Origin of the sequence: Leptospira biflexa serovar Patoc strain 'Patoc 1 (Paris)' (genome assembly GCF_000017685.1) — a bacterium.
In the GTDB taxonomy this organism is placed as follows: Bacteria; Spirochaetota; Leptospiria; order Leptospirales; family Leptospiraceae; genus Leptospira_A; species Leptospira_A biflexa.
Genome location: NC_010602.1, coordinates 74,185 through 100,141, shown reverse-complemented (window position 1 = coordinate 100,141; position 25,957 = coordinate 74,185). Strand labels below are relative to the sequence as shown.

Sequence of the window (25,957 nt, the reverse complement as noted above, 5' to 3'; positions counted from 1 at the left end):
TGATCCCCATCCTTAGACTCTCGCGCATGCGATACACCTACCTGCTACTTTTCCTTTTGTTACCAATCCTTCCTGCAAATCCGCAATCGGGTGCAAAATTTCCAAACTTCTCTACACAAAACTCCGAAGTCAAAAATCCAAATCTTGCATGGCAAATCCAAAACCGAATCTCTCCCTCCATAGATGGACAAAATATTTTTAGCATCCAATACCACACGGATGGAAGGTCTGCTCTCATCGGGACAACTGATTTTTATATCTATCGAATTAGTTTGTTAGATGGGAGTATGATTTGGAAAACCGAAGCAAAGATGCATTACCAAAAGGAATTTGATGGCCCAAAGATCTTCGATGTTTCACCTGATGGAAAAACTTTTTTAAGTTTTGGTCAAACCGATCCGAACTCACAATCTTCTGAACGATACTTAGTGATGCGTTCCTCAACGAACGGGAGTATCACCAAATCTTTCACAGCCGAAAATTCTCTTTTTTATTCCATAACAGCAGACATCGACTATCGATACCCAGGTGATGAGAGTAAAACAAACAGAGAAGAAGCAGGACTTTCACCGAACTGGATCCTCACCATTGACAATGCCAAATTCATTGAAAATGGAAAAAAGATATTAGTTTCCTACAAACATAATATGGAAGGACCCCATTTTTATGACCGTAGGCTCATCATCTATGATTCTATATCTGGAGAAAAATTAAACGACTTTCAATTAACAGCGGATCCAAATAGTGCCGATTGGACCCAACCTGCAGGATTTGAAATCGCTCACCTCCAATTTCCTTACCAATATGTAAATAAACGTAATTCGATTATTTATGGAAATGCTCATGGCAGAATCCATGAAATCACTCCATCAATCATGAATCAAAACATGAGTATGGAAATCGTAGAAGAAAAACCAGCAGGCCCCATCGTATACATTCCACGAAGTGATTCGGAAGATTTGGAAACAAAAGATAGACAAACAATACGATCGGTTGCCATCACACCGGATGGAAACTATCTCTATTGTTCTGCAGGAGTGGAAACTGGATTCATACAATTTTATGGATTCAATTTAGCGACGAAAAAGGAAATGTTTCGATCAACATTTTTTGATGCAGGAGAAATTTATGCCCCATCCAACCAAATTTTAATCATTGGTGGTCTCTATTCGTCAGGTAAATTTTACATCGTGGATACACAAAAAGGAGAACTATTATTTGCTTCCAATGATGATGACAATTACATTCATCCCCATCTATTTAGTGTCCATCCCAAACAAAAAGAAGTCCTAGCACTTTCCACTGGCAATCAAATCGTCATTCTACGTCCGCAAGGAGGGACAACTCCATGGTAATCCCATCAATTCGTTTCCAAACTTTCATCAGTGTCCTAATCATATTCTTATCGCTGAACACAATGGATGCGAACGATCTCAATCTTTCTGTGATGAGAGATCCAAAAACCATCAAAGAGAAAGTGAATAAAGGATTCAATGTAAACACAAAAAGGAATGAAGATGGTTATACCTTACTCCATTATGCTGCGGAACTGGGAAATGTTGATCTCGCCAAATTTTTAATCACAAAGGGTGCAGATCTTAATGTTCCAATGAAGGATGGAAATACCCCTCTCGCCACTGCCATCAGTTTTAGTAAAACTGAAATCATTCGGTTACTATTGGAACAAGGTGTAGATCCAAATTATGCGTTAGGTGAAAGTAGCTATAAACGTACCCATTTCCATTTTTTTATGACAAAGGTTAGAAAGTTTGATCCCACATTGTTTCAGTTGTTCTTGGAGAAAGGTGCCAATTTAGAATCCAAAGATTCTTTTTCAGAAACTCCACTCCTCACCATTGCTTCTTCCGAATTTAAATTCATAGATCACGCGAAAGTTTTACTTGATGCGGGAGCAAATATTGATGCCCAAACCAAATTTGGCGTCACTTCCCTAATGAATGCTGTATTCAGTAAAAACTTTGTTTTAGTCGAAGAACTGATTCGTCGTGGTGCCAATTTGGAATTAGAAACATCGGAAGGAAACACAGCACTGCTTGCGATGATCAATATGGGTAATTACCATTCGGATAAACCTAAATTATTCCAAATTCTTCTGGATGCAAAGGCAAATGTGAACCACCAAAATCGTGAGGGGAATTCAGCTCTTCATCTCAGCGTCATTGGTGATTCATTGGAAATCCTTTCCATTCTTACCAAACAAAATGTTGATTCCAGTTTCAAAAATTCCAAAGGTATCACTGCCTTAGAACAAGCCATCATCAATGAAAATTGGTCGGCCACAAAACTTTTATTAACCATCGAAAAGGATATCGACGGATTGGATTCATATGGTTCAACGAAACTACATAGTGCCATTTTAAATGAAAAATATGAACTCATTCAACTACTACTGGACGCAGGCGCCAATCCGCAAAAAAAAGATAAATGGGGGAAAACCGCGATTGAATTTGCAGAAAGGCAAAACAATCCCAAAGTTTTAAAACTCCTTTTGAAAGAATGAACCAAAAAACAAACACTCGATTTTTACCAAAAGGTTTATCCATCATCTACGAAGACCGAGATCTTCTTGTTGTGGACAAACCTGCTGGTCTTCTCACCATCGCGACTGAATCAGAAAAATCAAAAACAGCATATGCATCCCTTATGGACTATGTAAAAAAGGGAAGTGAACGATCAAAAAATCGAATTTTTATCGTACATCGTTTGGATCGTGATACTTCCGGGATACTTGTATTTGCAAAAACAGAAATCGCAAAACAAACATTACAGGACAATTGGGATCAAACCAAAAAAAATTACATCGCGGTCACTCATGGACAATGGAAAGAAAAACAAGGAACCATCAAATCCTATCTAACGGAATCCAAAGCACATCGAGTGTATTCAGTGGATGACCCAAAAGAAGGTAAGTATTCCGAAACAAAATATAAGGTTTTAAAAGAATCCAATTTGTATTCCCTATTGGAAATTGATCTCATCACAGGAAGGAAAAATCAAATCAGAGTCCATTTTGCTGAAAACAAACACCCCATTGTCGGAGATACCAAATATGGATCTGAAACAAAATCGTATCCAAGAATGGCATTACATTCCTTCTCTATCGATTTGATCCATCCGTTTCAGAAAAAACCACTCTCATTTAACGCCAAAATTCCTAATTTCATCACTGGCCTCGTTGGAGGTTATGAAAGGATCCCAAATGAAACATAAAGGATTTATTTTTGATATGGATGGGGTGGTTGTGGACAATCACAAATTCCATTTCCAAGCCTGGATGGAATTCTCAAAAAAATATAAATTTCCTTTGGATGCACAAATCTATCGAGATACGTACAATGGAAAAACCAATGCGGACTTGTTTCAGATGATCTTTGGTAACATTAGTGAAGGAGAGATCCAAAACTACGGTGCTGAAAAAGAAAACCTATACCAAACCTTATATAAAAAAGAAATGAAACCTCATCATGGGATTTTAGATTACTTCCAGTATTTAAAATCGCAAAATGTGAAAATTGCTTTGGGCACCTCAGCACCCACTATGAATGTGAATTTTACCTTAGATCATTTAGTGATCCGCGAATATTTTGATGTGATTGTGGATGGTTCTATGGTGACAAAAGGGAAACCACATCCTGAGGTATATGAACTTTGCGCTAAACAATTATACTTAAGTCCAAAAGATTGTATTGTGTTTGAAGATTCGATTGCAGGCTTACAATCTGGAAAAGCAGCAGGATGTTCTATTTTGGGAGTGGCCACTTCGCATACAAAGGACGAACTCAAACCTCATGTGAATCAAATTATTTTTGATTTTACCGATCCTATGGTGTTTGCTTTATAAAATCATTCCTGGAAGTCAGTGAGCAAATTACTCGTTTTGTTTGTTAAGTCGATGCGAATGATTGCAGTTCTTCCTTCATCGATGTAAGTTAGATCATCAAATGATAATTTTTTGGCCATAAAGATTCCACGGCCGTGCGTTTTGAACGCATTTTTTGTCATGGCTTCAATGGATAAAAACCGTTTCCAATCAAATCCTTTTCCTTGGTCACTGATGCGAATTTCGATTCTTTCTTCGTTTCGTTCAAAACTAACCTTTACAAATTTGTCTTTGTATTCAGGAGTATCAAGTCTTCTGAAAATTTCTTCCATCAATTTATCATTATCATGGAGTTCTGATTTTTCTTGGTAAGAAATTCCTAAATTGCCGTGTTCAATCGCATTATTGAGAATTTCCATGATACCAGTTAACACACGCTCAGGATCGGGACAAGCATTCGCAAGTAGTGGTGCTAGTTCATGTGATTCACGAATCGAACGAATCCGAAATTCACCTGAGACCATATGACGAAGCGCTCCCATACCTTTATGTAAGTCTTCTTTGGCCCTCTGTAATTTGATAAAATGTTCAACTGCTGTTTGGACAATTCGAACAAGTAAAGCTCGTGAATATGGTTTGGTTAAATAATAAAATGCGCCTGCATCGAGTCCTTCCGTCATATCTGTGATGGAACTCATGGCTGTTTGGAAGATTACAGGGATATCGCGGTATTTTTCAGATCGTTTGATTTTTTTTAAGAGTTCGATTCCATCCATTTTTGGCATCAATCGATCCAAAATGATGGCATGGAATAACATGACTCCTGAACTCAAAATTTGAAAGGCTTCTTCCCCGTCTTTTGCCTTTACAACAGTGAATCCCTTGTCAGACAAAGATTCATCAATGATCATCAAATTGATCATTTCATCATCAACAGCAAGTAAATTGATCATCGAATTCCTTCACGGGAACATGGTATTAACATGGTAAATACGGCTCCCTTTTCTTCATGATTTTCTGCATACAACAAGCCGTTATGATCATTCACTATTTCTCTTGAGATTGACAAACCGAGTCCTGTTCCTTTTGTTCCCGCTTTCACTTGTTTGGATTGGATGAATTTTTCAAAAATTTTATCCAGGTCTTCCGCTGGAATTCCTGGTCCAAAATCTCGAATCTGTATGCCAATCCCTTTGACATAGGACTGAGATTTTCTAGGAATAAATTCTCTTTTTATCAAACTGATCTCTATATTAGTATCATTTGGAATGAATTTTAATGCATTGGAGATGATATTTCGAATCACTTGTTGGATGCGCTCATAATCGAATTCCGCTTCCCAACGTTCTTCCTTATCCAGTAAAACAACTGTGATCCCTCTTTTTTCCAAAATTGCACGCATTTCATTGATCACAAACTTAGTTGTTTCTTTTAAACAATTCTTTTCAAACAAATATCGCATCTTTCCTGACTCTAGTTTGGCGATATCGAGTAGGTTTTCTAAAAGAGAAAGTAATCGTTTGCCGGAAGAATCGATGATTTGAAAGTATTCTTTTATTTTTTCAGGAGAAACACTCGCTGATTTCTCTGCACCCAGTTCAGCGTAACTCAAAATGGCATGGATGGGTGTTTTTAACTCATGAGAAATATTTGCAAGAAAAAGAGATTTCATGTAAGAAGCCTCTTCCGCAATATTTTTGGACATTTTTAAGTCCATGGTTTGGCTTTCGACCAGATCTTCTAAATGATTTCTATATTGGTAAAGTTCTTCTTCTTGGAGTTTTCTTTGACTGATATCTCGGAGAATGCCAGTAAACATTTTCCCTGTTTTGGTTTTGAACTCACCCACTGAAAGTTCACATGGAAATACTTCACCTGACATCCGTTGTGCGAAAACTTCCCGACCGACCCCAATGATATGATTTTCTTCTGTATCCTTATACCTTTTTAAAAAGGTATCGTGTTTTCCTTTGTATTCAGGAGGTATGATCATCGTAACATTTTTACCAATCACATCTTCTTGTTTGTAACCAAATGTATCCTCCGCAGTTTTATTAAAAAACTGAATGATCCCTTCGTCATTGATAATGATGATGGAATCAGCAGCATTTTGTGCCATGGATAAAAATCTGGACTCACTTTCTAAAAACGCATTCTCTAGTCGTTTTCGTTCTGTAATGTCACGATGGTTGGACATGATAAATCCATCATACAAAACAACAAAACGAACTTCCACATGGCGAATATTAGGTGCAACTCCGTAAGAATACTCTTTCCAAAATACCAAACTTTTTTTGTCAGTTAAGTATTCTAAGGCTTCTGAAGTGATATCTCGTAGATAAGGAGGAAGTCCCTCATTTATGTGTTTGCCAAGTAAATGCTCTGGTTTTTCTCCAATGTTCACAAACCGAGAGGTTTTATAATCAACGATGATTCCATCTCGGTTGATTTTGAGCCAAAAATCTGGATTGGATCTGAGTAAGTTTTCTAATTCCCGAAGTACCTCTTCGTGAGGGAAGGCAGAAGGGTTTTGCCAAATACGGGATATAGCAGAATTAGTTGGCATCAAGTACTGACCTCATTAGGAATATTGGAAACAATCTCATTTTCGGAAAGAAATTGTAAGAAATCATGGGGAAAAAAGAATCAACGTAAGGATTTTTCCCTTGTTTTACCACCAACTGATCAAACCCATATTATTTCATTTAGACCCTGAATCGGCTCACCATTTAGTCGCTACCTTTCTTTCTTTATCCAAAAAAATCCCATTTTTCCATAAAACACTTTCTGCCATCTTTCAATTTTCATCCAAACGATTGGAACAAACCATCCAAGGCATCCATTTCCCAAATCCTGTGGGACTTGCCGCTGGATTTGACAAAACGACCGAACTCTTCCCTACCATGATCCATATGGGTTTTGGTTTTATCGAAATCGGAACCATCACAGCCAAAGCACAACCAGGGAATGAAAAACCAAGACTCTTTCGTTACCCCAAAGTGAAAGCACTCATCAATCGAATGGGATTCAACAACCCAGGTGCTGACCAAGCAGAAATCAATTTAAAGAACCAACAAAAGTTGGGTGTGCGTGGGATCAATGCTGGCAAATCCAAGGTCACAGCCTTGGAAGACGCAGTGGGTGATTATGTTTATACTTTAAAAAAATTAGTCCCTTTCGGTGATTATGCAGTCATCAATATCAGTTCCCCGAATACACCTGGTCTTCGATCGTTACAAACCAAACAAAGTTTGATCGATCTCATCCAAGGCATTCAAAAGGAATTCCAAAACTCGTTTCCCATTCCCTTGTATTTAAAATTTGCACCTGATTTAACAGAAGAAGAACTCATCGAAAATCTGAAAGTGTGTTTGGAGTATAAAATCAGTGGTGTCATCCTTACAAACACAACACTCGACAAACAAAGTTTAGGTGAATTGAATCCCGAGGAAGGTGGCCTTTCTGGTGGACCATTATTCCAAAAATCCTTACGTTTTGTTTCTCTCGCTTACCAAACCTTACAAGGAAAAATTCCGATCATCGGTGTCGGAGGAATCGATTCGGGTGAAAAAGCCTTACAAATGATGGAGATGGGTGCTAACTTAATTCAAATTTATACTGGTTATATCTATGAAGGTCCGTTTTTGCCGTATCAAATTTGTTCTTACCTAGACAAAGTGGTGAAAGATCGAGGATACCAAACGATCAGCGAACTGGTAGGCTCGGGGAATTCAAAATGACGACAACAAAAACTGGCAATTCGATCTGTACCCACTTTGGCACTTGTGGTGGATGTAATTATCTCGACATTGATTATACGAAAGAACTTCGCAAAAAAGAGCAAAACATCAAAGAACTCTTTAAAGCATATCGACATGTTGAAATTAAAACCATTGTTCCCAGTCCCTCACCCGAATACTACCGTCACAAAATCCAACTTCCTTTTGGCCGAAGGATTGTCGGGAACAAAACCTTACTCACCCTAGGACTTTTCAATAAAGAAGCTTCCTTTGTCCTAGACCAAACGGAATGCCAAATCCAAGACCCAGGTCTTACGGAAGTGGCCCTTGCCGTCAAACAATGGGCAAGAAGAGAAGGATTATTGCCCTATAATGAAAAATCAAAACGGGGTATGATGAAATATCTTGTCGCAAGGAAATCCATCACCACAGGTGAAATCATTGTAGGAATTGTGACGGCTAAAGAAGACCTTCCGCATGCAAAGGATGCATCCAAACGGTTACACACTGCCATCCAAAATCGGATCGGAAAAACAGGTAAGTTTGGAAAACTCGTCGGTATCATTCATAACATCAATACCAAACACACAACCATGGCACTTGGTCGCGAAGAACATCTGTTATGGGGTAGACCCTACATCCACGAACATTTTGGAAAACACAAATTCCGTGTTGGACTTTCCACCTTTTTACAAGTAAACCCCATCCAAACCCCCAGTTTGTACAATTTAGTATTGGATGAAATTGAGAAGGATTCCCGTGTCATTGATGCTTATTCGGGAATTGGTACCATTTCGTTTTGGATTGCGGGACAAAGTAAAGAAGTCCTTGGGATTGAGGAAAATCCAAATTCTCATAGAACGGCTCTGGAATCATTAAAATACAACAAAGTACATAATGTTCGATTTCGGAAAGGAAGGGTGGCAGAAGTGTTACCTACTCTTTATGGAAAAAATTACGATACAATTGTTCTCGACCCACCAAGGACTGGCCTTGGGGCCGAAGTGACAGAAACCATTTTGGCAATGGGGTTCAAAAAAATTGTGTATGTCTCTTGTGATCCAATGAGCCTACGAGAAGATTCCATTTTACTCACAAAACAATATTTTTTAAATTCCTTACAACCTGTGGATATGTTTCCAAGAACCGATCACGTAGAAACGGTCGCGGTGTTTCGAAATAAAAATCTCATATAACCTCAGCAACAAACTCGGATGCTTTTTTACTAAATGCCATAATGGTAAAACTTGGATCCACACTGACTCCTGTTGGAAAAACAGACGAATCGGCCACAAACAAATTTTGGAACCCGTGGACTTGGTGTTTGGAATTCACTACCGAATGATCGATGGATTTACCCATCCGACAACCTCCAGCAGGGTGAGGGGCAGCCATGGGAAACTCAGCTGGCCTCCAAGCGAGGGCATCAATTTCTTCTTTTTTTGGTAATTTCGTAAACTTCCGTAGTTTCATACCAGCAAGAAACACTTCTTTGGCACCCGCTTCAAAATTGAGTTTCATTTGTTTGTAAGTAAGATCGCTAAAAATTTGTTTGGTGGTCTTTCCAAACGGATAATTCACTTTTGTTTTACCAAAAAAATCCACATCTATGGAACCAAGTTCCCCTTCCACATCATCAATCCAACCAATCGTGCCACCCAAAAATTCTAGTTGTTTCATATAAACAAAATGGTCGTTACCAAAACTAGGGAGTAAGGCGGCAAGGGTCGCTGGCTGCAATTGGTTTGGCATAAGCATGTACCCACCTTCTTTGTAAGAACCATTTTGGTACTTTGCCAAACGAAATCCTTCCACTCCATATGCCGCTGGGATATTGCGCCATTGGACAATGGGTTCCTCATATAACGCATGTACCATGGGAGATGGATTGATGGCCAAAAATTCACCGAGAGCCGGATACCTTTTTTTCAAACCATTCTTTAATAAAAATTTGCTACTCCCAAATCCACCTGCTGAAACACAAACCGCCTTACATTGGAATTCAATTTTGGTTTGGGTGGGGCGAAGCGTTCTTCTATCCATCACCACAGCTTTCAAACCCTTCACTTTGTTTCCCACAATTTCCAATTGTTCGGCACGGAGGTCCGTGTACACATCTGTTCCGAGGCGCACGGCATTCGGAATGTGTGTGATCAGTTGAGACTGTTTGGCACCAAACAAACACCCTTGCATACAATGACCCGATTTTTGGCAATTTTTCCTGGCTTGCGGAACGGCGTGTCCTTCCCAACCTAATCGTTGTGATGCGTTCCGAAACAATCGGTTCATCGGATTGAAGTATTCTTCTGTCGCGGGAGACACATGTAAGTCAGTTTCCAATTCATTCCAATACGGATCTAAGTCTTCCGGCAAATGGTGGTCGATCCCATACTTTCGATTCCATAAAAGAAGCCTGTCGTTAGGTGTACGGTAACTATCCGCCCAGTAATGCACAGACGCCCCACCTAAATTGTTTCCATACACCAAATTGATCCCACCATCACTTGTTGTATGAAAATTCCTTTCTGCAGATACTTTCCCTGCCATATTCAATTCATTGTTATCAAAAGTACCTGTATGGTAATTCCCACCTTGTTCCAGAAGTGCGACTTTTATCCCTTTTTTGGACAACTCGTAGGCCATCGTTGCCCCACCACAACCAGAACCAATCACAACCACATCTACTTTCACCACTTCCCCTGGATGGTATGTTTGGAAATCTCGATAAATACCTGTTTTTTTCATCTTAGTCTCCATTCCCTTTCAGTAAATTTTGATAGTGGAGGCGAGCCTCGCTCCATTTTTCAGGAGGGCTAGCAAAAGGTCCCGGGTAAGATATCGAATCCCAAGTGGATTTGTGGCCGTAGTAAACCAGACAAACCAAAAGTTTTAAGTTGCCCACCACAGCCCGAACAATATCCGAATCTGTATCAGACCAAATCTGAAGGAGCCGTATCCGCTCTTCTTTTTCTAATTGGGAGAATAAGCGAAACTTCCCATACAAAAATGGCAGATAGGTAAGGACCATCACAGCGGAGTGGAAGTCTTCTTGGATTTCGTCAGATACAAAATATAATTCTTCATCTAATCTTCGCATAACATTTGCTTCTTCCAGATTTGGCATATCTGGTTCGTTTATAGGTAACACCACTTCTGCAAAAGAAGTCACTGTTTTGATCTCTGAGTCACTAAAATAGAAGTATTTGATTTTGGATTTGATCCCAGCACAGAAGAGAAGGAGTGCCAAAAACGATTTTCTAGAGAGAGAATACATACAACCTACCTTGGATTTTTTCTTCTTTGACCAAATTGTTCACTGGTTTTCCCATCATTTGGAAAAAGGCATCACCACCTGCTGTGAGATCCCAAATCTCTCCGCGAAAGAATACATTGATTCCTAATTTTACATCTGGGTCTTTGAGTCGGCCGAGTAATGCATATTTTTTCCAAGCCATTTTCTCCGTGATGGTTCCAATATCCTTTGGATTTATATCTTTTGGATTCGCATAACCGTTGTAACCATTCCATTTTTGACCCCAGGCATCTTTCGGTGCGACAAAAGAAGGGACCACTACAATTTCTGCTTCCGATTCTTCCATTTCCTTGTACACTTCCGGGAACCAAGAATCAGCACAAACCATGGTATATAATTTTCCAAGAGGGGTGCGATAGATTGGATTTTCATTGAACTTTCCTTCGACTAAAAATTGTTTCTCCTCTTCAATCGGAAAGAGTTTACGAACAATTTGGTCATCGACTCGGCCGTCGGGATGAAAATAAAAACTCACATTTTGAAGTGGCCCATCTGTCGGTGTGATCTTTCCTTCTACCACTTTGGGGTGGGGCAGTACAATGGAACCTGCCACGATTCCCACTCTATATTCCCGAGCCAACCTGGAAAATACCGACTGGTATCGATCCGTCATTTGCCAGGCCTTCATTCGGAAGAGTGTTTCCTTTAAATGGTCTGTGGAATAGGAAGGACTGAATCCATAGTGCCAAAGAAAGGAACCTAGGTTTTGTTTCACCAATTCTTCCATCGCTTCTAACATCGTCTTTGTGCCAAAGATTGACTTGTCTTCTGCCGTGACAACAAGCCAAGTTCCGATGTACTCAGGCAAAACAAAGATGGTTCGGTCGACAAAGATTGCTTCGTTGTCTTTTGCTTCTTGGAAGTACAACCGCAAACTCGAATAAAAACTTTCCTCTGTGGCGTAACTGAATTGGTTTAGGAAAGGTTCTAATCCGACGATCGTCCCACGTTTGCCTTTCCCTTCCCTTTGGAGATATAGTTTTGGTTTGGGTAGTGATTCAGATAGGACAGATGATTCCAACTGTTGTTTTTTGCATTGGATCGTCATCAAACCGATGGATAAAAAGAGAGACAAGGCGACAAAAAAACGCATCCACCAAATCTACTACACAACTTCGTTTCAGACAATATTTAATTGTGTTCTTAGTTTTTTCTTTTATTTTGACCTTATTCTATGAAAGAGAAACCTGCTCCCAAAAAAATCGTTCTCGCTTACTCAGGTGGACTCGACACCTCCGTGATCCTTGCTTGGTTGAAAGATACCTATGGTTGTGAAGTCATCGCTTTTTGTGCCGATGTGGGTCAAAAAGAAGAATTAACAGGCTTAGAAGAAAAAGGAAAAAACACGGGTGCCTCCAAAGTTTACATCCAAGACCTACGTTTGGAATTTGCACGTGATTTTATTTACCCTGCGATCCGCGGAAACGCCATTTATGAAATGCGATATTTACTCGGCACCTCGCTTGCGAGACCACTCATTGCAAAGGCAATGGCGGATGTAGCCAAAAAAGAAGGCGCTGATGCTTTTTCTCATGGTGCCACTGGAAAAGGAAACGACCAAGTACGATTTGAACTCACTTTCAAAGCTCTTTCGCCTAACTTACAAATCATTGCTCCATGGAGGACATGGGATTTTGGTGGTCGAGCTGATCTCATAGAATATGCAAAGAAAAAAGGAATCCCAGTTCCAGTAACAGCTGCTAAACCATATAGTATGGATAGAAACCTGATGCACCTTTCCTTTGAAGGTGGAATTTTAGAAGACCCATACAACGAACCAAAAGAAGATATGTTTATCCTCACCGTTTCACCTGAAAAAGCACCTGACAAACCAACGTATTTAGAATTGGATTTTGAAAATGGAGACTGTGTTGCCATTGATGGAAAAAAAATGAATCCTCTCGAAGTGATGGAAACCTTGAATGATTTAGGCGGAAAGAATGGAGTGGGTCGTGTGGACATCGTGGAAAACAGACTTGTTGGGATTAAATCTCGTGGAGTCTATGAAACTCCTGGTGGAACCATTCTTCATATTGCTCATCGTGACCTTGAGTCCATCACTCTTGACCGCGACACCCAACACAAAAAAGACGAACTCTCCCAAGAGTTTGCTCGATACATTTACAATGGCCAATGGTATTCCAACCAAATGAATGCACTCAGAGCCTATATGGACTACACTCAAAAGTATGTGAATGGAACCGTTCGTATCAAATTGTACAAAGGTAATTGTACTGTGGTTGGTCGAAAATCCAACAAATCATTGTACAACGCTGGACTTTCTACATTTGAAAAAGAAGAATTGTACAACCAGTACGATGCAGAAGGTTTCATCAATTTGTATGGCCTTCCAATGAAAGAATGGGCAAGGGTAAACCAATAAGATGAAAAGTATCGCCGTATACCCTGGTTCCTTTGATCCATTCACCAATGGACATTTAGATATCATACGGCGAGCCCATCCACTGTTTGAAGAAATCATCATTGCAGTTGCGATCAATTCAAAGAAAACCTCACTTTTCTCTCCTGAAGAACGAGTGGAGATGATTGGAAAGGTGTTCCACGGATGGGACAAAATCAAAATTGATACGTTTGAAGGCCTTACGGTTGATTACTGTAAGGAAAAAAATTCGCGAGTCATTCTCAGAGGCCTACGTGCTGTGACCGATTTTGATTATGAATATGCAATTTCCTTGATGAACAAAAAATTAGCCCCAGAAATTGAAACTTATTTCTTAATGGCAGACAATGAGTACTCTTTTGTGTCTTCCACTATCGTCAAAGAAGTAGCAAGGCATGGTAGAGCTGTATCCAATCAAGTCCCTGATGTTGTAGGGGAAGCCCTTGTGAAAAAATTCTCCGTTTGATCGGACTTTGAGGATCTATGAAAACTCGTTCTACTGTTTTTTACGGTTTTACACTATTATTGTTTGGATCCTTAGGATATTACTTACTCCAAGCAGGTGGTGTTTTAGAATCTACGAAAAACCTTACCATCGCAACGAACGGTCACTTAGATACAGAAAATTTTTTCAATCGGTTCCACCATCCTTTAGCTTTATTATTTTTACAGATCATCGTGGTATGTGGATCAGCTCGGTTTGTTGGTTATCTATTCACAAGAAAACTCAAACAACCATCTGTGATGGGAGAAATTGTAGCGGGGATCTTACTTGGACCGTCCCTACTCGGTTATTATTTTCCAGAGACAATGAGTTTCCTCTTCCCTCCTTCAAGTCTTCCTACACTCGGAACATTAAGCCAAATCGGTCTTGTTTTATTTATGTTCATCATCGGGATGGAACTTGATCTTTCTGTTCTGAAAAACAAAGCCCATTCTGCAATTATCATCAGTCATGCGAGTATCATCTTTCCTTTCTTTTTGGGAATGACTTTGGCTTATTATTTTTACACAGACTATGCTCCCGAGAATGTAGGTTTTTTATCATTCTCTTTATTTATGGGAATTGCGATGAGTATCACTGCTTTTCCGGTGCTTGCACGAATCTTACAAGAACGGAATCTCACACGTACTCCGCTCGGTGCAATGGTTCTCACATGTGCCGCAGCCGATGATATCACAGCTTGGATCCTTCTTGCGATTATTGTTACCATTTCCAAAGCAGGAAACTTAAACACTGCCTTATTTACGATCGGACTTTCGTTTGCGTACATCCTTACTATGATTTATTTGGTGGCCCCGTTTCTCAAACGATTGGGTTCCATTTACATTTCTCGTGAGAATCTCACAAGGACAGCTGTTGCGCTCATCTTAATGATTCTATTCTTATCATCTCTCACTACAGAAGTGATTGGAATCCATGCCCTGTTTGGAGCTTTCCTTGCCGGTGTCATTATGCCTTCTGAAGGAAATCTTAAAAAACTCATCGCGGAAAAAATCGAAGACATCGCGGTCATTTTGTTCCTTCCGATTTTCTTTGTCATCACTGGCCTTAGGACAGAAGTGACTCTCCTCAATGGCTCTCATCTTTGGTTGGTGTTTGGACTGGTTCTCTTTGTGGCAGTCGTCGGTAAGTTTTTAGGAAGTGCTTTGGCCGCAAGAGTCTCTGGGTCCAATTGGGAAGACTCTTTATCGATTGGTGCCCTCATGAATACACGAGGCCTTATGGAACTCGTTGTCCTCAATATTGGTTATGATTTAGGAATCCTAAGTCCAGAAATTTTTGCAGTCTTTGTCCTCATGGCACTCGTGACCACTCTTTCCACGGGACCTCTCCTTGATGGGATCCAAAAGTTTTTTGCGAGAACAGCAAATGCAACATATCCAGAAAAACCATCCGACAGCAAACTCCGAGTCCTTGTTGCTTTTGCCCAAGAGAAAATGGGAAAAAGTTTGGTTCGTTTTGCCTTCTCTTTATCCGGTAACCAAAAGAAAAATTTAGAACTCATTGCATTACACATTTCGCCTAACGACTCATTGTCCAACGAAGAAATCAGAAAGTATCGGGATGCCAGTTTCGAAGCGATCCGCCAAACAGGATCCAGCTTAGGTATCCAAGTCCAAACCGAATACCGCATCACAGACAATGTCACATATGAAATTGTGAATTTTGCCAAAATCAAACATACGGACATCCTTCTCATTGGAGCTGCAAAACCACTTTTTTCTCGTAGTTATACTGGCGGAAAAATCAAAGGGATTCTCAATTATTGCCCGGCAACAGTAGGTGTCCTCATTGACAATGGCCTAGAATCCATTGAAAGAGTTGCCATTCTTTACAAAGGGGAAAAAGACCCCATCCTAGGTTTTGCACAAAAACTCACCTCCTTAAAGGGAATGAAATTTAACAAAATCAAAGTGGAAAACCTCATCCAACCTGAAACAGATCTCAATCCATTCCCAATTGCCTTAAGCCAAATCACAGGGTATTCACTCATTCTCATCGATCTCAATGTTTGGGAAGAATTGGGTTTTGAAAAAATGGATCTTCTCCCCACCTCTTTTCTTTTGGTCCGATTTTTAACCACCTAAAGATTCGATTGCTTTTTTCGGTTTCTCCAAGCAACTGGAGATATGGAAAGAACTTTTATCATGCTTAAACCCGATGCAGTGAAAAACAAACACATCGGTGACATCCTTCAAAGAATTGAAAAAGAAGGATTTAAAATCCTAGGAATGAAATTCCTAAAACTCAGCCTAGAAGACGCAAAACAATTTTACGCAGTCCATGCGGCTCGTCCTTTTTACAACGACCTATGCACATACATGGCATCCGGTCCTATCGTTGCTTGTGCTTTGGAGCGTGACAACGCGGTGGCACACTGGAGAGACGTGATTGGCGCCACTGACCCGAAAGAAGCAAAAGCGGGAACTATCCGCGCTCTTTTTGCAGAAAGTAAGGAAGCGAACGCAGTACACGGTTCTGACTCAGTCGCAAATGCATTACAAGAAATTGCATTTTTCTTCAAAGGGTATGAGCTTAACTAAGCTTTTGATTTACACTCAGATCGGTTCTTAATTCAGAACCGGTCTCACCCATCGTGCCAAATTCGTTCGAATCAATCCTACTAAAATCCAAACAAGTTTTTGATTCCTTTTTTGAATCCTACACAGCTAAACTATTTTCTCCCAAAACTCGCATAACAGAAGCATGCTTATATAGTTTACATGCAGGTGGAAAACGAGTCAGACCCATCTTTGTAATCAATTCCTTTTTTGAACCAAATGATTTGTTTAGTTCAGAACCTTTTGATACTCACCAATCCGTTTTTTTAGCTGCACTCGCTGTAGAATGTATCCATACATATTCACTCATCCATGATGATTTACCTGCGATGGACAATGACGACACTCGTCGCGGAAAACCAACTTGCCACAAACAATTTGATGAAGCCACTGCAATCCTTGCTGGTGACACTCTCAATTCATTGAGTTTTCAATTATTATCCATGATGGATGCAAACGATCCGAACCTCCTTCGTGACTCCATTCAGATCTTACACCAAGGGGCCGGGATGACTGGAATGATCCTCGGACAGATGGAAGACATCGAGGAAGAAAAAAATCCGAGTTCCAATGCTCGTGAATCCAAACTCGAATCCATTCATGAAAAAAAGACAGGCGCCCTCATCACATCTTCATTTCTTTTGGGAAACCGATTACGAGCGGATTGGAAAGAGAGAGAATTCGTACTCACTCGTTATGCGAAAGAAATCGGACTCCTTTTCCAAATCACAGACGATATTCTCGATGTGGAAGGGAATTTAGCAGAACTTGGAAAAACACCTGGAAAAGATGCAAAAGCTGGAAAATTGACCTATCCAAGTTTGTATGGTTTGGAAAAATCAAAATTACTTCGCGACCAAACGCTTGGTAAGGCCATTTCTTTGGCAGCGGAACTTCCCTCTTTACACAATGAATTCTTTTTAGGATTGCCTAAGTACATTGCTGAAAGAAAAAATTAGACTCGATGATTATCTCGTTCGCGAAGGTTATGCGAAAGATTTAAAATTAGCACAATCATTAATCCTATCAGGATCGGTACTCGTCAATGATACTATCGTCTCCAAAGTAGGAACACTTATCTCAAACAAAGATAAAGTGAGAACCAAAGAAAAAATCAAAACATATGTTTCGCGAGGTGCTTACAAACTCCTTGGTGCCTTTGACCGTTGGAAAACAATCCAAGTTGAAGGTAAAACTTGTATTGATTTGGGTGCTTCGACTGGTGGGTTCTGCCAAGTATTATTGGAAAAAGGAGCCATTCGTGTCATCGCCGTGGATGTCGGTTACGGACAATTGGCTCAAAAGATTGCCAATGATCCAAAAGTTTTTGTATTGGATCGAACTCACCTACGAGAGTTACCAAAGTTGCCACTCGGAGCCCTGACAAAAGAAACTTGGATCACGATGGATTTGAGTTTTATTTCGTTAGTTCCTGTCTTTAGCCATCTATTACCATTGTTTCAAAAATACCCAGACATCCATTGGCAAGGGATATCACTTTTCAAACCTCAATTTGAGGTCCATCCTTCAAAGTTAGAAAAAGGGATTTTAATTGATTCGCATAATATCGGTAAAACGATTAAAAATGTTTGGTTAAAGATCAAAAAAAATGATCCAAAACTTGAATTCCTTGGGTTAGGTGAATCTCCTATCCAAGGTGCGGATGGCAATCGTGAGTTTTTGATTCGATGGGAAAGAAGGTCAGAAAGTTAAACCATAAATCCAGTGACCGCTTCTTTCAATTGGTCAGTTGAAAATGGTTTCATAAGATAGGCATAAGATGAATTTTGATTGATTCGTTGTTTTGACGTTTCATCGAGAAATCCAGTCAAAAATAAAACTGGAACTGAAAACTGTTCCCGTAAAGATTCCGCTGTTTCAATCCCATCGAGAGAACCCTCTAAATTGATATCCATAAGGATCAAATCAGGTACCTTTTCAGAAACAATTTGGAATGCCTCATCCCCGGATGGCACAACTGCAATCACATGAAAACCGAAGGATTCAATTTTCTGTTTGATATTGAGTCCGAGGAATGGTTCATCCTCGACGATGAGGATGTTCTTTTTCGTCATATATGCTTTATTTTATAAGGGGGGGTCTGTTAAAAAGTAAAAATACGATATGGCTGATAAAAGTATCAAACAACCCGAGAATGTACCAGGAAAATACTATGTCGACCAGACTTGTGTTCCCTGTAATGACTGTGTCAAAGAGGCACCAAACCTGCTAGAATACAGTGCGGACGAAACGCACATTTTTTTCAAAAATCAGCCTAAAAACCAGGCAGAAGAAAAACAAGCAAAAGCAGCAATGGCAATGTGTCCCGTCGATGCGATTGGCGACGATGGGGAATAATTAAGAATAATAGAATTCTCTAATATTCTTTGCGACTACATCGGGTCTCTCTAAATGGATGGCATGTCTAATTTTTGGGATCCAAACCACTTTACTTTTTTTAATATACGACTTCATTTGGTTCATCATAAACGGAGGAGTGATTTCATCCTCAGCTCCCGCAAGGATTAAAGTTGGAATTTTGATACCTTTCATTTTGGGTCCAAAAAAAATCTCATCTTCCCTGCGTAAGGTATTCTCTTGCAAATATTCATTTGGTTTGTCATTCCAAATGGTAACAAGCGTATGACGAAACAAATAACCTGGTTCAGGAAATTCTTCCCCATACAAATAACGTAAAAGTAAAACGACTTGTGATTCTGTTTTGGGGAATAAAATCTTACGCATTTTTTCTCGTTCTGGGTGAGGAATCCCTCCCGGGGCAAGGAGGATTAATTTTTCAACACGTTTGTGCTGATCTCCTAGGACCAGATGTTGGGAGACAAGTCCACCCATGGAATGACCTACCAAACAAATGTTCTTTAAATTCAATTTTTCAATACATTCTAAAAGTAAGTTTGCCCAAACATCGATTTGGAATAGGTATTTCACTTGAGGTAATTTACTTTTTCCATAACCAGGTAAATCAAAAACATAGAGAGGATGGCCGTCGTTTAACAATTCTTTCACGACCCGGCGAAAACCGAAACTTTCATCCAGCAAACCATGGAAAAAAACAATCGGTTTTTGGTTACCATTGCCAAACTTCCAGTAAAAAATACGGTGTCCTCCCATGTTGACATAAGAGGGAATTCCACCCATATTTTTCATTGATTTACGTCTCTGGGACTGATAATTTCGATAAAGGCTTCGGTAAAAAAGTTTAATCATAATGTTAGAAAGAAAAATTCTCAGGTTATCGCAGCTACTATCCCATTCCTCGAAAACTTTTCTATTCGTCGATCTTAAATCCCAAAAGATTTTGTATTGTCATGATCAAATCAAAGAACGATTGGGAGTTTTGGAAAAATTTCCATTTTCTATGGATTATATCATCGATGAAACTTCAAAATCCGTTTTTTATGAGGAAAATAAACGGAAACAATCGGAAACGTTTCCCATTCATTTACTCAATCAAAAACGAGAAAAAATACCAGTCATTGTTCAGTTTTCATCACTCGCTGATTTTTTTGAAGAAGATGAGGATGTATATATTGTTTCTATCGAATGGCAATCCCAGATAGAAAATCTTCCTTACCTCAATGGTGATGCATTAGAAATTCCTTTTTTAAGGACAGATTCTGTCGGAAAGATTCAATTTGCAAACACTCGGTTTTTAGAATTTTTTTCACTCAGTTTGGAACAGGTTCGGAAAAAATCGATTTTTGAAATCCTTTCCTTACCAGAAAAAATTAAAAACGATTTGTTGATTCAAAACATCAAACACGACATTGAAATTCAATCTGGGTTCGGAGAAAAACAAAAATTCCAACTTCAGAGTTTTTTAACGCCAACCATACTTTCTAACACAAACGAAATCACAATTTTGTTATTGAATTTGTCTTCAATTCAAAATGCTGAAAACTCAATCAAATATGGAGAAGATAAATTAAAAACTTTTTTTGCAACGATCAATAATGGTTTTGTGATCGTAAACCAAGATGCTGTTATCCTTGAGGTGGCTCCTATTTTTAAGTTTTTATTGTTTCAACTATTGGCATTTGAAACAGGCGAAAATATATTTCACTTTTTTGCAAAAGAGATTAAGTCCAAACTGACAGAAGTTTTACAGAATTCCATTGAAACTCAAACCACACAAAGAGCAGAATTCGATTATACCTTATTAGGTGAAGATAAAACTTTTGAAATCAAATATATACCCGTAAGAAGACTCAATCCTAATGATAAAAAAGTGATGTTAGTTTTCTCCGATATTACTGAAGCCAAACGTTTGGATCGACAATTGATAGAATCCATGAAATTCGCAAGTATTGGTGAGATAGCGGCAGGTCTTGCCCATGAAATTAATAATCCATTACAAAGTGCACTGCTATATTTGGAAGATTTGATTACAGTTGATGAAACGGATGCAAATGAAAGGAAAAATATTTTACAAAAAATTGAAGCTGCCAATTTACGAATTCGTGATTTAGTAAAAGCTTTGCTTGATTTAGGAAGGATGGAAAGTCCAAATCGAGATTTTGTATCACCTTATTATATTTTGGTGAGAACAAGTGAATTGGTGGAAGTCAGTTGTCGAAAAAAGAATATACATTTCACTCGGCATGCTGGCCCCAATTTACCTGGGATTTTTGTACGATGGCAGGAGATCGAACAAGTGTTGATCAATTGTGTGGTGAATTCGATTAACGCATTGTCTGAAATGGAAACAGCTAGAATGAATCCAAAAATAGAGTTGGGAATTGACCTTGTTCGGAGTCAAAAAAAGGACTGGGTTGTATTTTCAGTAGAAGACAATGGACCAGGGATCGATGATGACACCTTAGAAAAAGTTTTTTTACCCCTGTTTACCACTAGGCGTAACAAACAAGGAACGGGTTTGGGACTATCAATCTCTAAAAAAATCATCGCCGAACATGGCGGGGAAATTTATATCAAAACAAAAAATGGAGTGGGAACAAAGGTAGAAATATTCCTCCCTGCTCATACGGATGAAAATGGATAAAATTTTAATCATCGATGATGAAGAAGACATTCGTATCGCTTTGAAACGTGTATTATCACGTGAAGGTTACCAAATCGAACTTTCGGAATCTGCTTCGGATGCTGTGAAAAGAATTGAGACGGGCGAAACGTTTTCCCTAGTCATATCTGATATATTAATGTCCGGCATGTCTGGGATTGATTTTACCAAATTCATTGCGGAAAAAAATATCAACCTACCTGTGATCTTGATTACAGGAAATCCAAATCTATCTTCAGCGGAAGCTGCCATCCGATATCATGCATATGAATATATTTCCAAACCTGTAGACAGGACACAATTACTCTCTGTCGTAAAACGAGCATTAGAAGTCAAAAATCAAAAAGATTCTGACTTAGAAAAATTATTGTTATCCGAAAAACTTGAGAAGGCACTCCGTACTCAAAACTTAGACTTAAATAGACAAAACGCGGCTATATTAAATGCCACATCTGATGCTGTCATCACTATCAATCATAAATTGGTGATTGTTTCGGCAAACAAAGCAAGTTTTGATATGTTTCGATTTCATTCCCCACTTGATTTAATCGGACAAAATGTTCGGCTCTTATTTACAGAAAACAAGATGCAAAAATACATGAATCAAGTTTCGAGTGTATTGAGTCAGGAGCCAAATAAATCGACCTTACAACTTTCTGATGTGACATTACAAAGATCCGATTCAACTACTTTCCTTGCTGATATTGCCATTTGTTCTTATAGTTTGGATGGAGATTCTTATTATACTGGTGTGATCCGCGATGTCACACAAAAGAAATTGATGGTGGAACAACTCATCCATTCTGAAAGGAGAGCATTTTTATCAGTCGTAGCGGCAAGCATTGGTCACGAAATTAACAATTCACTTACGGCCATCCAAGGATTTGTGGAAATGGCTTCGCGTGAAAATGCTGACCTAATGCTGAAGGATCGTGCCCTAAAAGTCACACTCAACCAAACTGAGAAACTCAGAGCATTAACTTCCAATTTGTTGCAACTTGGTAAGTCGGTAAAATCCAATCATGAAAAAACTGAAATTCTCAATTTGAATGGAGAAATCACTGCTGTATTACAAGTATTTAAAGAAACGGCAAAATTAAAATACTGCCAAATCAAACGCGATGAAGCGAATGAAACCATTCCATTCCGCATGAACTCAGACCAATTTGCACTTTTACTTTCTAATATTTTGTTAAACGCGGCCGATGCGACAAATAACATTGGAACTATTGAAATTAAGGCATACCTTCAGAATCATAAGGCTCACCTAATCATTACAGATGATGGTGAGGGGATGTCTCCTGAGACCTTAGAAAAAATTTATGAACCATATTTCACAACAAAGGAATTAGGAAAAGGAACCGGTCTTGGAATGTTTGTCGTCAAACAAATAGTCGATAATTTCGAAATTGATCTGCAAATCGATTCTAATCCTGGAAAAGGATCTAAATTTCATTTTATTTTTCCTGAGGTTTCCGAATCCTAGTTGGTAACGTGAATTCTGGAATCAATGAATCTCAATTAGAATTTATCCATACTCGTTATGGTAAAACTTGTACAGTGACTCCCTTACAAGAAGAAGCTTCAAGTCGGCGATACTTTCACATCACCACAACCCATAATCGAGAAGAAGTGGTTTGTGTAGATGAAACCATAAACGAAGATTTTGTCCAATTGAGTTTATACTTGGACCAAAACGGATTCCATGTTCCCAAAATTTATGAAACAAACAAATCGTTAGGAATCCTTTGTATGTCATTCGAAGGGAAGTTAGATTTTAGTTCGTATCAACTTTCTGATTACATGTCACAATTTCCCAAAATTGTGGATTTGATTCTCAAATTACAATCTTTAGAGTCACCTAGTTTTGTCAAAAATCGTAGGTTTGATTTGGAAAAATTAAGTTTCGAAACCAATCTTACGTTAGAAAAATTTGATACCTTTCAAGCCAAATACCAACTCAAAACTTCCATCACTGCTGAAGCACGAGCTTTTATGGAAGAAACGATTGGTTATTTAGACAAATATGCCATCAATGTATTCACACACCGAGATTTTCATTGTCGAAATTTATTGCGATCACCAAACCATAGTTATGTTTTAATAGATTACCAGGATGCGCGTATGGGTGTTCCTCAGTATGACTTGGCATCAATTTTATATGATGCCTATTATCCACTTCCACGAGAATTCCGATTGAAAATGCTTCAGTATTTCCAAGAAAGGAATGTGGACCAATCCAAAAAATTTAAAGATACATTTTACCTACAAGCCTTACAAAGATCCTTTAAAGCATTAGGTACCTATTTCCGAATGGTTGTGGATCTCGATAAGGAAAAATTCAAACCTTCGATTCTTTCTTGTTTAAATCAATTAGAGGAAATTATCCAATTAGGAATGTTTGCTGATTCACTTTTTATTTTTGTCAGAAGTTTGAGAGATGAACTAAACCACCATAAGGACTTTCGAAACTTAAATCTATGAATGCATTTGTTCTCGCAGCAGGATTTGGCAAACGAATGGGTTCACTTACAGAAAATACCCCGAAACCTCTCTTAAAAATACAATCCATTGCCTTACTTGATTATGCCTTGTATCTATTACACCTTTGGAATATTGAAAAAATATGGGTCAACACACATTATTTAGGCGAACAAATCAGAAGGCATTTACAAAACTTTAAAAACTTACAAATTGAAGTTTCTTTTGAAAGGAAGGAAATTTTAGGAACGGCAGGTGGCATTCGAACTGCATTACCAGATGATTCTGTTTTCGAACCTATCTTACTCATTAATCCTGATACCCTTCTCTTTCCGAATCCTCAATTTACACCTAAGTTAGGTTTAGCGAAACATTCGAAAATACATCTCTATCTGTTACCAATTCCCGAAGGTGAATCTTATACAAAAATATCCATTGGCAAGGATCAAACTTTGGAATTTGGAAAAGGTAATTATTATTATATTGGACTTGCTGTTTTGGATCCAATTTGTCTATCTAGTTTGGAAAAAAATCAGTATTACGATTTGTCAGATATATTTAAAGACCTTGCCAAACGAGGTGAGATCACCGGAGAAATTTTCCCCGGCGAAGTGTTAGATTTAGGAACAAAAGAACTTTGGGAAACTTACCAAACAAAAGATGTGTTTGGAAAATCACTCGAACAGATAAAAAGTTTTTTAGCTAAATCCAAGATGGCTTAGGATTTCTTCCTTTCGTTTTTCATATCCTTTTTTACCCAACAGAGCAAACATATTATTTTTATAATCTTCGACACCGGGTTGGTCAAAAGGATTAACACCTAACATATAACCTGAAACAGCACAGGAGAATTCATAAAAATACAACAATTCCCCCAATGTTTCCTCATTGATCGATGGTAAAGTAATTTCCAAACAGGGAACTCCACCATCTTTATGTGCAATCAACGTTCCAAGCATTGCACTTTGATTGACTTCAGAAAGTTTTTTCCCTGCTAAATAATTCAATCCATCATTATCATCTGTTTTTTCGGTAAGATAGACATCTTGTTTAGGTGCTTCCACTTTGATGACTGTCTCCATCAATTTCCTTTCTCCATCCTGGATGTACTGGCCCATCGAGTGTAAGTCCGTCGTGAATTGAACAGAAGCAGGGAAAATACCTTTTCCATTTTTACCTTCACTTTCTCCAAACAATTGTTTCCACCACTCAGAGACATAACCAAACGAAGGGTTATATGACACAAAAATTTCAGTTGTTTTGCCCAAGGAATACAAACCATTCCGAATGGCAGCGTAAAAACACGCTAAGTTCCCATCTTTGGATGCAGTGGATTTTAATTCGGATTCCATTTGTTTGGCTCCATCCATCAATTTATTGATACTAAAACCTGCGGCAGCAATGGGAAGCAGTCCAACGGGTGTGAAGACAGAGTACCTTCCCCCCACATCATCAGGGATCACAAAAGTAGGAAATTTATACTCATCTGCTAGGTGTTTGAGTGCCCCTTTGGACCTATCGGTAGTGGCAAACACACGATGTTTGATATTTTCTTTTCCATACTTTCTTTCGAGCAAAGAAAGTAACAACCGAAAGGCGATTGCCGGCTCCGTCGTGGTACCAGACTTTGAAATGACATTCACAGAAAACTCTTTGTTTTCTAAAAAAGCAAGCAGTCGAAAATGATAATCCGCATCCAAATGATGCCCAGCGTATAAAATTTTAACCGTTTTCTTTTGTGTTTCAGGAGTGCTAAACTCAGGGGTGAGAGCTTCGATGACAGCGCGAGCACCTAGGTAACTGCCACCGATTCCAACTACCACTAGGTATTGAGAATGGGACTGAATCAACTCAGCCGCCTTTCGGATGTTTTGTAAATCTTCTGCTTTTGTTTGGCTAGGAAGGTTTACCCATCCTAAAAATTCATTTCCTAATCCGGATCCATTGAGTACGGTTTGCCGAGCCATTTCCGCTCTTTCCAATTCTTTCTCCAATTTGGATTGGTCAAGAAAGGGTTTCACAAAGCGATCTGAAATTTTTAGATTCGACATAGCACCTGTCCTAAAATAAAGTA

At 38.9% G+C, this 25,957-nt stretch carries 25 protein-coding genes; 17 read left to right on the top strand and 8 right to left on the bottom strand.

What is annotated here, in order from left to right:
* Positions 1-26 precede the first annotated feature (26 nt).
* From LEPBI_RS00495 to LEPBI_RS00480, 4 genes are read left to right on the top strand one after another with little or no spacing between them, the layout of a single operon-like run.
* Positions 27-1,355: a hypothetical protein gene (locus tag LEPBI_RS00495; RefSeq protein WP_012476062.1), complete on the top strand. Its 1,329-nt coding sequence runs from the start codon at positions 27-29 to the stop codon at positions 1,353-1,355.
* Entirely contained in the window at positions 1,349-2,521 is a 1,173-nt protein-coding gene (locus tag LEPBI_RS00490; RefSeq protein WP_012387134.1) for an ankyrin repeat domain-containing protein, read from the top strand. Before LEPBI_RS00495 ends, LEPBI_RS00490 begins: the two co-directional genes overlap by 7 nt.
* Positions 2,518-3,231, top strand: a complete 714-nt coding sequence (locus LEPBI_RS00485) for an RluA family pseudouridine synthase (RefSeq protein ID WP_012387133.1) — start codon at positions 2,518-2,520, stop codon at positions 3,229-3,231. The genes LEPBI_RS00490 and LEPBI_RS00485 overlap by 4 nt, the downstream gene beginning before the upstream one ends.
* Positions 3,221-3,862 (top strand): HAD family hydrolase, encoded by a 642-nt coding sequence (locus tag LEPBI_RS00480; RefSeq protein ID WP_012387132.1) that lies wholly within the window; start codon positions 3,221-3,223, stop codon positions 3,860-3,862. Before LEPBI_RS00485 ends, LEPBI_RS00480 begins: the two co-directional genes overlap by 11 nt.
* Before the next feature lie 2 nt (positions 3,863-3,864).
* Here LEPBI_RS00480 and LEPBI_RS00475 read toward each other — a convergent pair whose 3' ends face one another.
* On the bottom strand, positions 3,865-4,794 hold the full coding sequence (locus tag LEPBI_RS00475) for a response regulator (RefSeq protein WP_012387131.1): 930 nt from the start codon (positions 4,792-4,794) through the stop codon (positions 3,865-3,867).
* A complete protein-coding gene (locus LEPBI_RS00470; protein ID WP_012476061.1) occupies positions 4,791-6,407 on the bottom strand; it encodes a sensor histidine kinase in 1,617 nt (538 codons plus the stop codon). The genes LEPBI_RS00475 and LEPBI_RS00470 overlap by 4 nt, the downstream gene beginning before the upstream one ends.
* A 100-nt stretch (positions 6,408-6,507) precedes the next feature.
* On the opposite strand from LEPBI_RS00470, the gene LEPBI_RS00465 reads away from it, so the two are divergent.
* Together LEPBI_RS00465 and rlmD are read left to right on the top strand one after the other, a co-directional pair.
* Positions 6,508-7,581: a quinone-dependent dihydroorotate dehydrogenase gene (locus LEPBI_RS00465; protein WP_012387129.1), complete on the top strand. Its 1,074-nt coding sequence runs from the start codon at positions 6,508-6,510 to the stop codon at positions 7,579-7,581.
* On the top strand, positions 7,578-8,777 hold the full coding sequence (gene rlmD / locus LEPBI_RS00460; protein ID WP_012387128.1) for a 23S rRNA (uracil(1939)-C(5))-methyltransferase RlmD: 1,200 nt from the start codon (positions 7,578-7,580) through the stop codon (positions 8,775-8,777). The genes LEPBI_RS00465 and rlmD overlap by 4 nt, the downstream gene beginning before the upstream one ends.
* On the opposite strand, the gene LEPBI_RS00455 is transcribed toward rlmD, so the two are convergent.
* Genes LEPBI_RS00455 through LEPBI_RS00445 form a run of 3 tightly spaced genes read right to left on the bottom strand, consistent with a single transcriptional unit; the run spans position 8,770 to position 11,987 of the window.
* Positions 8,770-10,326 carry an FAD-dependent oxidoreductase gene (locus LEPBI_RS00455; protein ID WP_012476060.1) on the bottom strand — a complete coding sequence of 519 codons (1,557 nt, stop codon included), beginning with the start codon at positions 10,324-10,326 and terminating at the stop codon, positions 8,770-8,772. The two genes, rlmD and LEPBI_RS00455, sit on opposite strands and share 8 nt — an antisense overlap.
* 1 nt (position 10,327) lies before the next feature.
* Complete coding sequence (locus LEPBI_RS00450; RefSeq protein ID WP_012476059.1) at positions 10,328-10,855, bottom strand: hypothetical protein; 528 nt, start codon at positions 10,853-10,855, stop codon at positions 10,328-10,330.
* Positions 10,839-11,987, bottom strand: a complete 1,149-nt coding sequence (locus LEPBI_RS00445; protein WP_012387125.1) for a nitrilase-related carbon-nitrogen hydrolase — start codon at positions 11,985-11,987, stop codon at positions 10,839-10,841. Before LEPBI_RS00445 ends, LEPBI_RS00450 begins: the two co-directional genes overlap by 17 nt.
* 81 nt (positions 11,988-12,068) lie before the next feature.
* Between LEPBI_RS00445 and LEPBI_RS00440 the strand changes: the two genes are divergently transcribed.
* The 6 genes from LEPBI_RS00440 to LEPBI_RS00415 are packed head-to-tail and all read left to right on the top strand — an operon-like array spanning position 12,069 to position 18,074.
* On the top strand, positions 12,069-13,277 hold the full coding sequence (locus LEPBI_RS00440) for an argininosuccinate synthase (RefSeq protein WP_012387124.1): 1,209 nt from the start codon (positions 12,069-12,071) through the stop codon (positions 13,275-13,277).
* 1 nt (position 13,278) lies between these two features.
* Complete coding sequence (gene coaD, locus LEPBI_RS00435) at positions 13,279-13,761, top strand: pantetheine-phosphate adenylyltransferase (RefSeq protein ID WP_012387123.1); 483 nt, start codon at positions 13,279-13,281, stop codon at positions 13,759-13,761.
* 17 nt (positions 13,762-13,778) lie between these two features.
* Positions 13,779-15,887 (top strand): cation:proton antiporter domain-containing protein, encoded by a 2,109-nt coding sequence (locus LEPBI_RS00430; RefSeq protein WP_012387122.1) that lies wholly within the window; start codon positions 13,779-13,781, stop codon positions 15,885-15,887.
* 42 nt (positions 15,888-15,929) lie between these two features.
* Entirely contained in the window at positions 15,930-16,343 is a 414-nt protein-coding gene (locus LEPBI_RS00425) for a nucleoside-diphosphate kinase (protein ID WP_012387121.1), read from the top strand.
* Positions 16,344-16,393: 50 nt separating this feature from the next.
* Positions 16,394-17,320 (top strand): polyprenyl synthetase family protein, encoded by a 927-nt coding sequence (locus LEPBI_RS00420; protein ID WP_420804607.1) that lies wholly within the window; start codon positions 16,394-16,396, stop codon positions 17,318-17,320.
* Positions 17,301-18,074, top strand: a complete 774-nt coding sequence (locus LEPBI_RS00415; RefSeq protein WP_012387119.1) for a TlyA family RNA methyltransferase — start codon at positions 17,301-17,303, stop codon at positions 18,072-18,074. Before LEPBI_RS00420 ends, LEPBI_RS00415 begins: the two co-directional genes overlap by 20 nt.
* Here LEPBI_RS00415 and LEPBI_RS00410 read toward each other — a convergent pair.
* Complete coding sequence (locus LEPBI_RS00410; protein WP_012387118.1) at positions 18,071-18,436, bottom strand: response regulator; 366 nt, start codon at positions 18,434-18,436, stop codon at positions 18,071-18,073. The genes LEPBI_RS00415 and LEPBI_RS00410 overlap by 4 nt on opposite strands.
* A gap of 49 nt (positions 18,437-18,485) precedes the next feature.
* On the opposite strand from LEPBI_RS00410, the gene LEPBI_RS00405 reads away from it, so the two are divergent.
* Positions 18,486-18,719, top strand: a complete 234-nt coding sequence (locus LEPBI_RS00405) for a ferredoxin (RefSeq protein ID WP_012387117.1) — start codon at positions 18,486-18,488, stop codon at positions 18,717-18,719.
* On the opposite strand, the gene LEPBI_RS00400 is transcribed toward LEPBI_RS00405, so the two are convergent.
* Complete coding sequence (locus LEPBI_RS00400; RefSeq protein WP_226992833.1) at positions 18,720-19,520, bottom strand: alpha/beta fold hydrolase; 801 nt, start codon at positions 19,518-19,520, stop codon at positions 18,720-18,722.
* Positions 19,521-19,590: 70 nt separating this feature from the next.
* Between LEPBI_RS00400 and LEPBI_RS00395 the strand changes: the two genes are divergently transcribed.
* From LEPBI_RS00395 to LEPBI_RS00380, 4 genes are read left to right on the top strand one after another with little or no spacing between them, the layout of a single operon-like run.
* Positions 19,591-21,384 (top strand): ATP-binding protein, encoded by a 1,794-nt coding sequence (locus LEPBI_RS00395; RefSeq protein WP_012387115.1) that lies wholly within the window; start codon positions 19,591-19,593, stop codon positions 21,382-21,384.
* The gene (locus LEPBI_RS00390; RefSeq protein ID WP_012387114.1) at positions 21,377-22,888 is read left to right on the top strand and encodes a hybrid sensor histidine kinase/response regulator; all 1,512 of its coding nucleotides are present in this window, start codon (positions 21,377-21,379) and stop codon (positions 22,886-22,888) included. The genes LEPBI_RS00395 and LEPBI_RS00390 overlap by 8 nt, the downstream gene beginning before the upstream one ends.
* A gap of 8 nt (positions 22,889-22,896) precedes the next feature.
* Positions 22,897-23,886: a phosphotransferase gene (locus tag LEPBI_RS00385; RefSeq protein ID WP_012387113.1), complete on the top strand. Its 990-nt coding sequence runs from the start codon at positions 22,897-22,899 to the stop codon at positions 23,884-23,886.
* The gene (locus LEPBI_RS00380) at positions 23,883-24,605 is read left to right on the top strand and encodes a nucleotidyltransferase family protein (RefSeq protein ID WP_012387112.1); all 723 of its coding nucleotides are present in this window, start codon (positions 23,883-23,885) and stop codon (positions 24,603-24,605) included. The genes LEPBI_RS00385 and LEPBI_RS00380 overlap by 4 nt, the downstream gene beginning before the upstream one ends.
* Here LEPBI_RS00380 and LEPBI_RS00375 read toward each other — a convergent pair.
* Complete coding sequence (locus LEPBI_RS00375) at positions 24,582-25,934, bottom strand: glucose-6-phosphate isomerase (protein WP_012387111.1); 1,353 nt, start codon at positions 25,932-25,934, stop codon at positions 24,582-24,584. The two genes, LEPBI_RS00380 and LEPBI_RS00375, sit on opposite strands and share 24 nt — an antisense overlap.
* Between the last annotated feature and the right edge of the window lie 23 nt (positions 25,935-25,957).

Bases quoted from the DNA above. Each gene is read 5' to 3' on its own strand.
- LEPBI_RS00495 (WP_012476062.1), top strand. From the start codon at position 27: ATGCGATACACCTACCTGCTACTTTTCCTTTTGTTACCAATCCTTCCT.
- LEPBI_RS00490 (WP_012387134.1), top strand. From the start codon at position 1,349: ATGGTAATCCCATCAATTCGTTTCCAAACTTTCATCAGTGTCCTAATC.
- LEPBI_RS00485 (WP_012387133.1), top strand. From the start codon at position 2,518: ATGAACCAAAAAACAAACACTCGATTTTTACCAAAAGGTTTATCCATC.
- LEPBI_RS00480 (WP_012387132.1), top strand. From the start codon at position 3,221: ATGAAACATAAAGGATTTATTTTTGATATGGATGGGGTGGTTGTGGAC.
- LEPBI_RS00475 (WP_012387131.1), bottom strand. From the start codon at position 4,794: ATGATCAATTTACTTGCTGTTGATGATGAAATGATCAATTTGATGATC.
- LEPBI_RS00470 (WP_012476061.1), bottom strand. From the start codon at position 6,407: ATGCCAACTAATTCTGCTATATCCCGTATTTGGCAAAACCCTTCTGCC.
- rlmD (WP_012387128.1), top strand. From the start codon at position 7,578: ATGACGACAACAAAAACTGGCAATTCGATCTGTACCCACTTTGGCACT.
- LEPBI_RS00455 (WP_012476060.1), bottom strand. From the start codon at position 10,326: ATGAAAAAAACAGGTATTTATCGAGATTTCCAAACATACCATCCAGGG.
- LEPBI_RS00450 (WP_012476059.1), bottom strand. From the start codon at position 10,855: ATGTATTCTCTCTCTAGAAAATCGTTTTTGGCACTCCTTCTCTTCTGT.
- LEPBI_RS00445 (WP_012387125.1), bottom strand. From the start codon at position 11,987: ATGCGTTTTTTTGTCGCCTTGTCTCTCTTTTTATCCATCGGTTTGATG.
- LEPBI_RS00440 (WP_012387124.1), top strand. From the start codon at position 12,069: ATGAAAGAGAAACCTGCTCCCAAAAAAATCGTTCTCGCTTACTCAGGT.
- coaD (WP_012387123.1), top strand. From the start codon at position 13,279: ATGAAAAGTATCGCCGTATACCCTGGTTCCTTTGATCCATTCACCAAT.
- LEPBI_RS00430 (WP_012387122.1), top strand. From the start codon at position 13,779: ATGAAAACTCGTTCTACTGTTTTTTACGGTTTTACACTATTATTGTTT.
- LEPBI_RS00425 (WP_012387121.1), top strand. From the start codon at position 15,930: ATGGAAAGAACTTTTATCATGCTTAAACCCGATGCAGTGAAAAACAAA.
- LEPBI_RS00410 (WP_012387118.1), bottom strand. From the start codon at position 18,436: ATGACGAAAAAGAACATCCTCATCGTCGAGGATGAACCATTCCTCGGA.
- LEPBI_RS00405 (WP_012387117.1), top strand. From the start codon at position 18,486: ATGGCTGATAAAAGTATCAAACAACCCGAGAATGTACCAGGAAAATAC.
- LEPBI_RS00400 (WP_226992833.1), bottom strand. From the start codon at position 19,520: ATGGGTGGAATTCCCTCTTATGTCAACATGGGAGGACACCGTATTTTT.
- LEPBI_RS00395 (WP_012387115.1), top strand. From the start codon at position 19,591: ATGTTAGAAAGAAAAATTCTCAGGTTATCGCAGCTACTATCCCATTCC.
- LEPBI_RS00390 (WP_012387114.1), top strand. From the start codon at position 21,377: ATGGATAAAATTTTAATCATCGATGATGAAGAAGACATTCGTATCGCT.
- LEPBI_RS00380 (WP_012387112.1), top strand. From the start codon at position 23,883: ATGAATGCATTTGTTCTCGCAGCAGGATTTGGCAAACGAATGGGTTCA.
- LEPBI_RS00375 (WP_012387111.1), bottom strand. From the start codon at position 25,934: ATGTCGAATCTAAAAATTTCAGATCGCTTTGTGAAACCCTTTCTTGAC.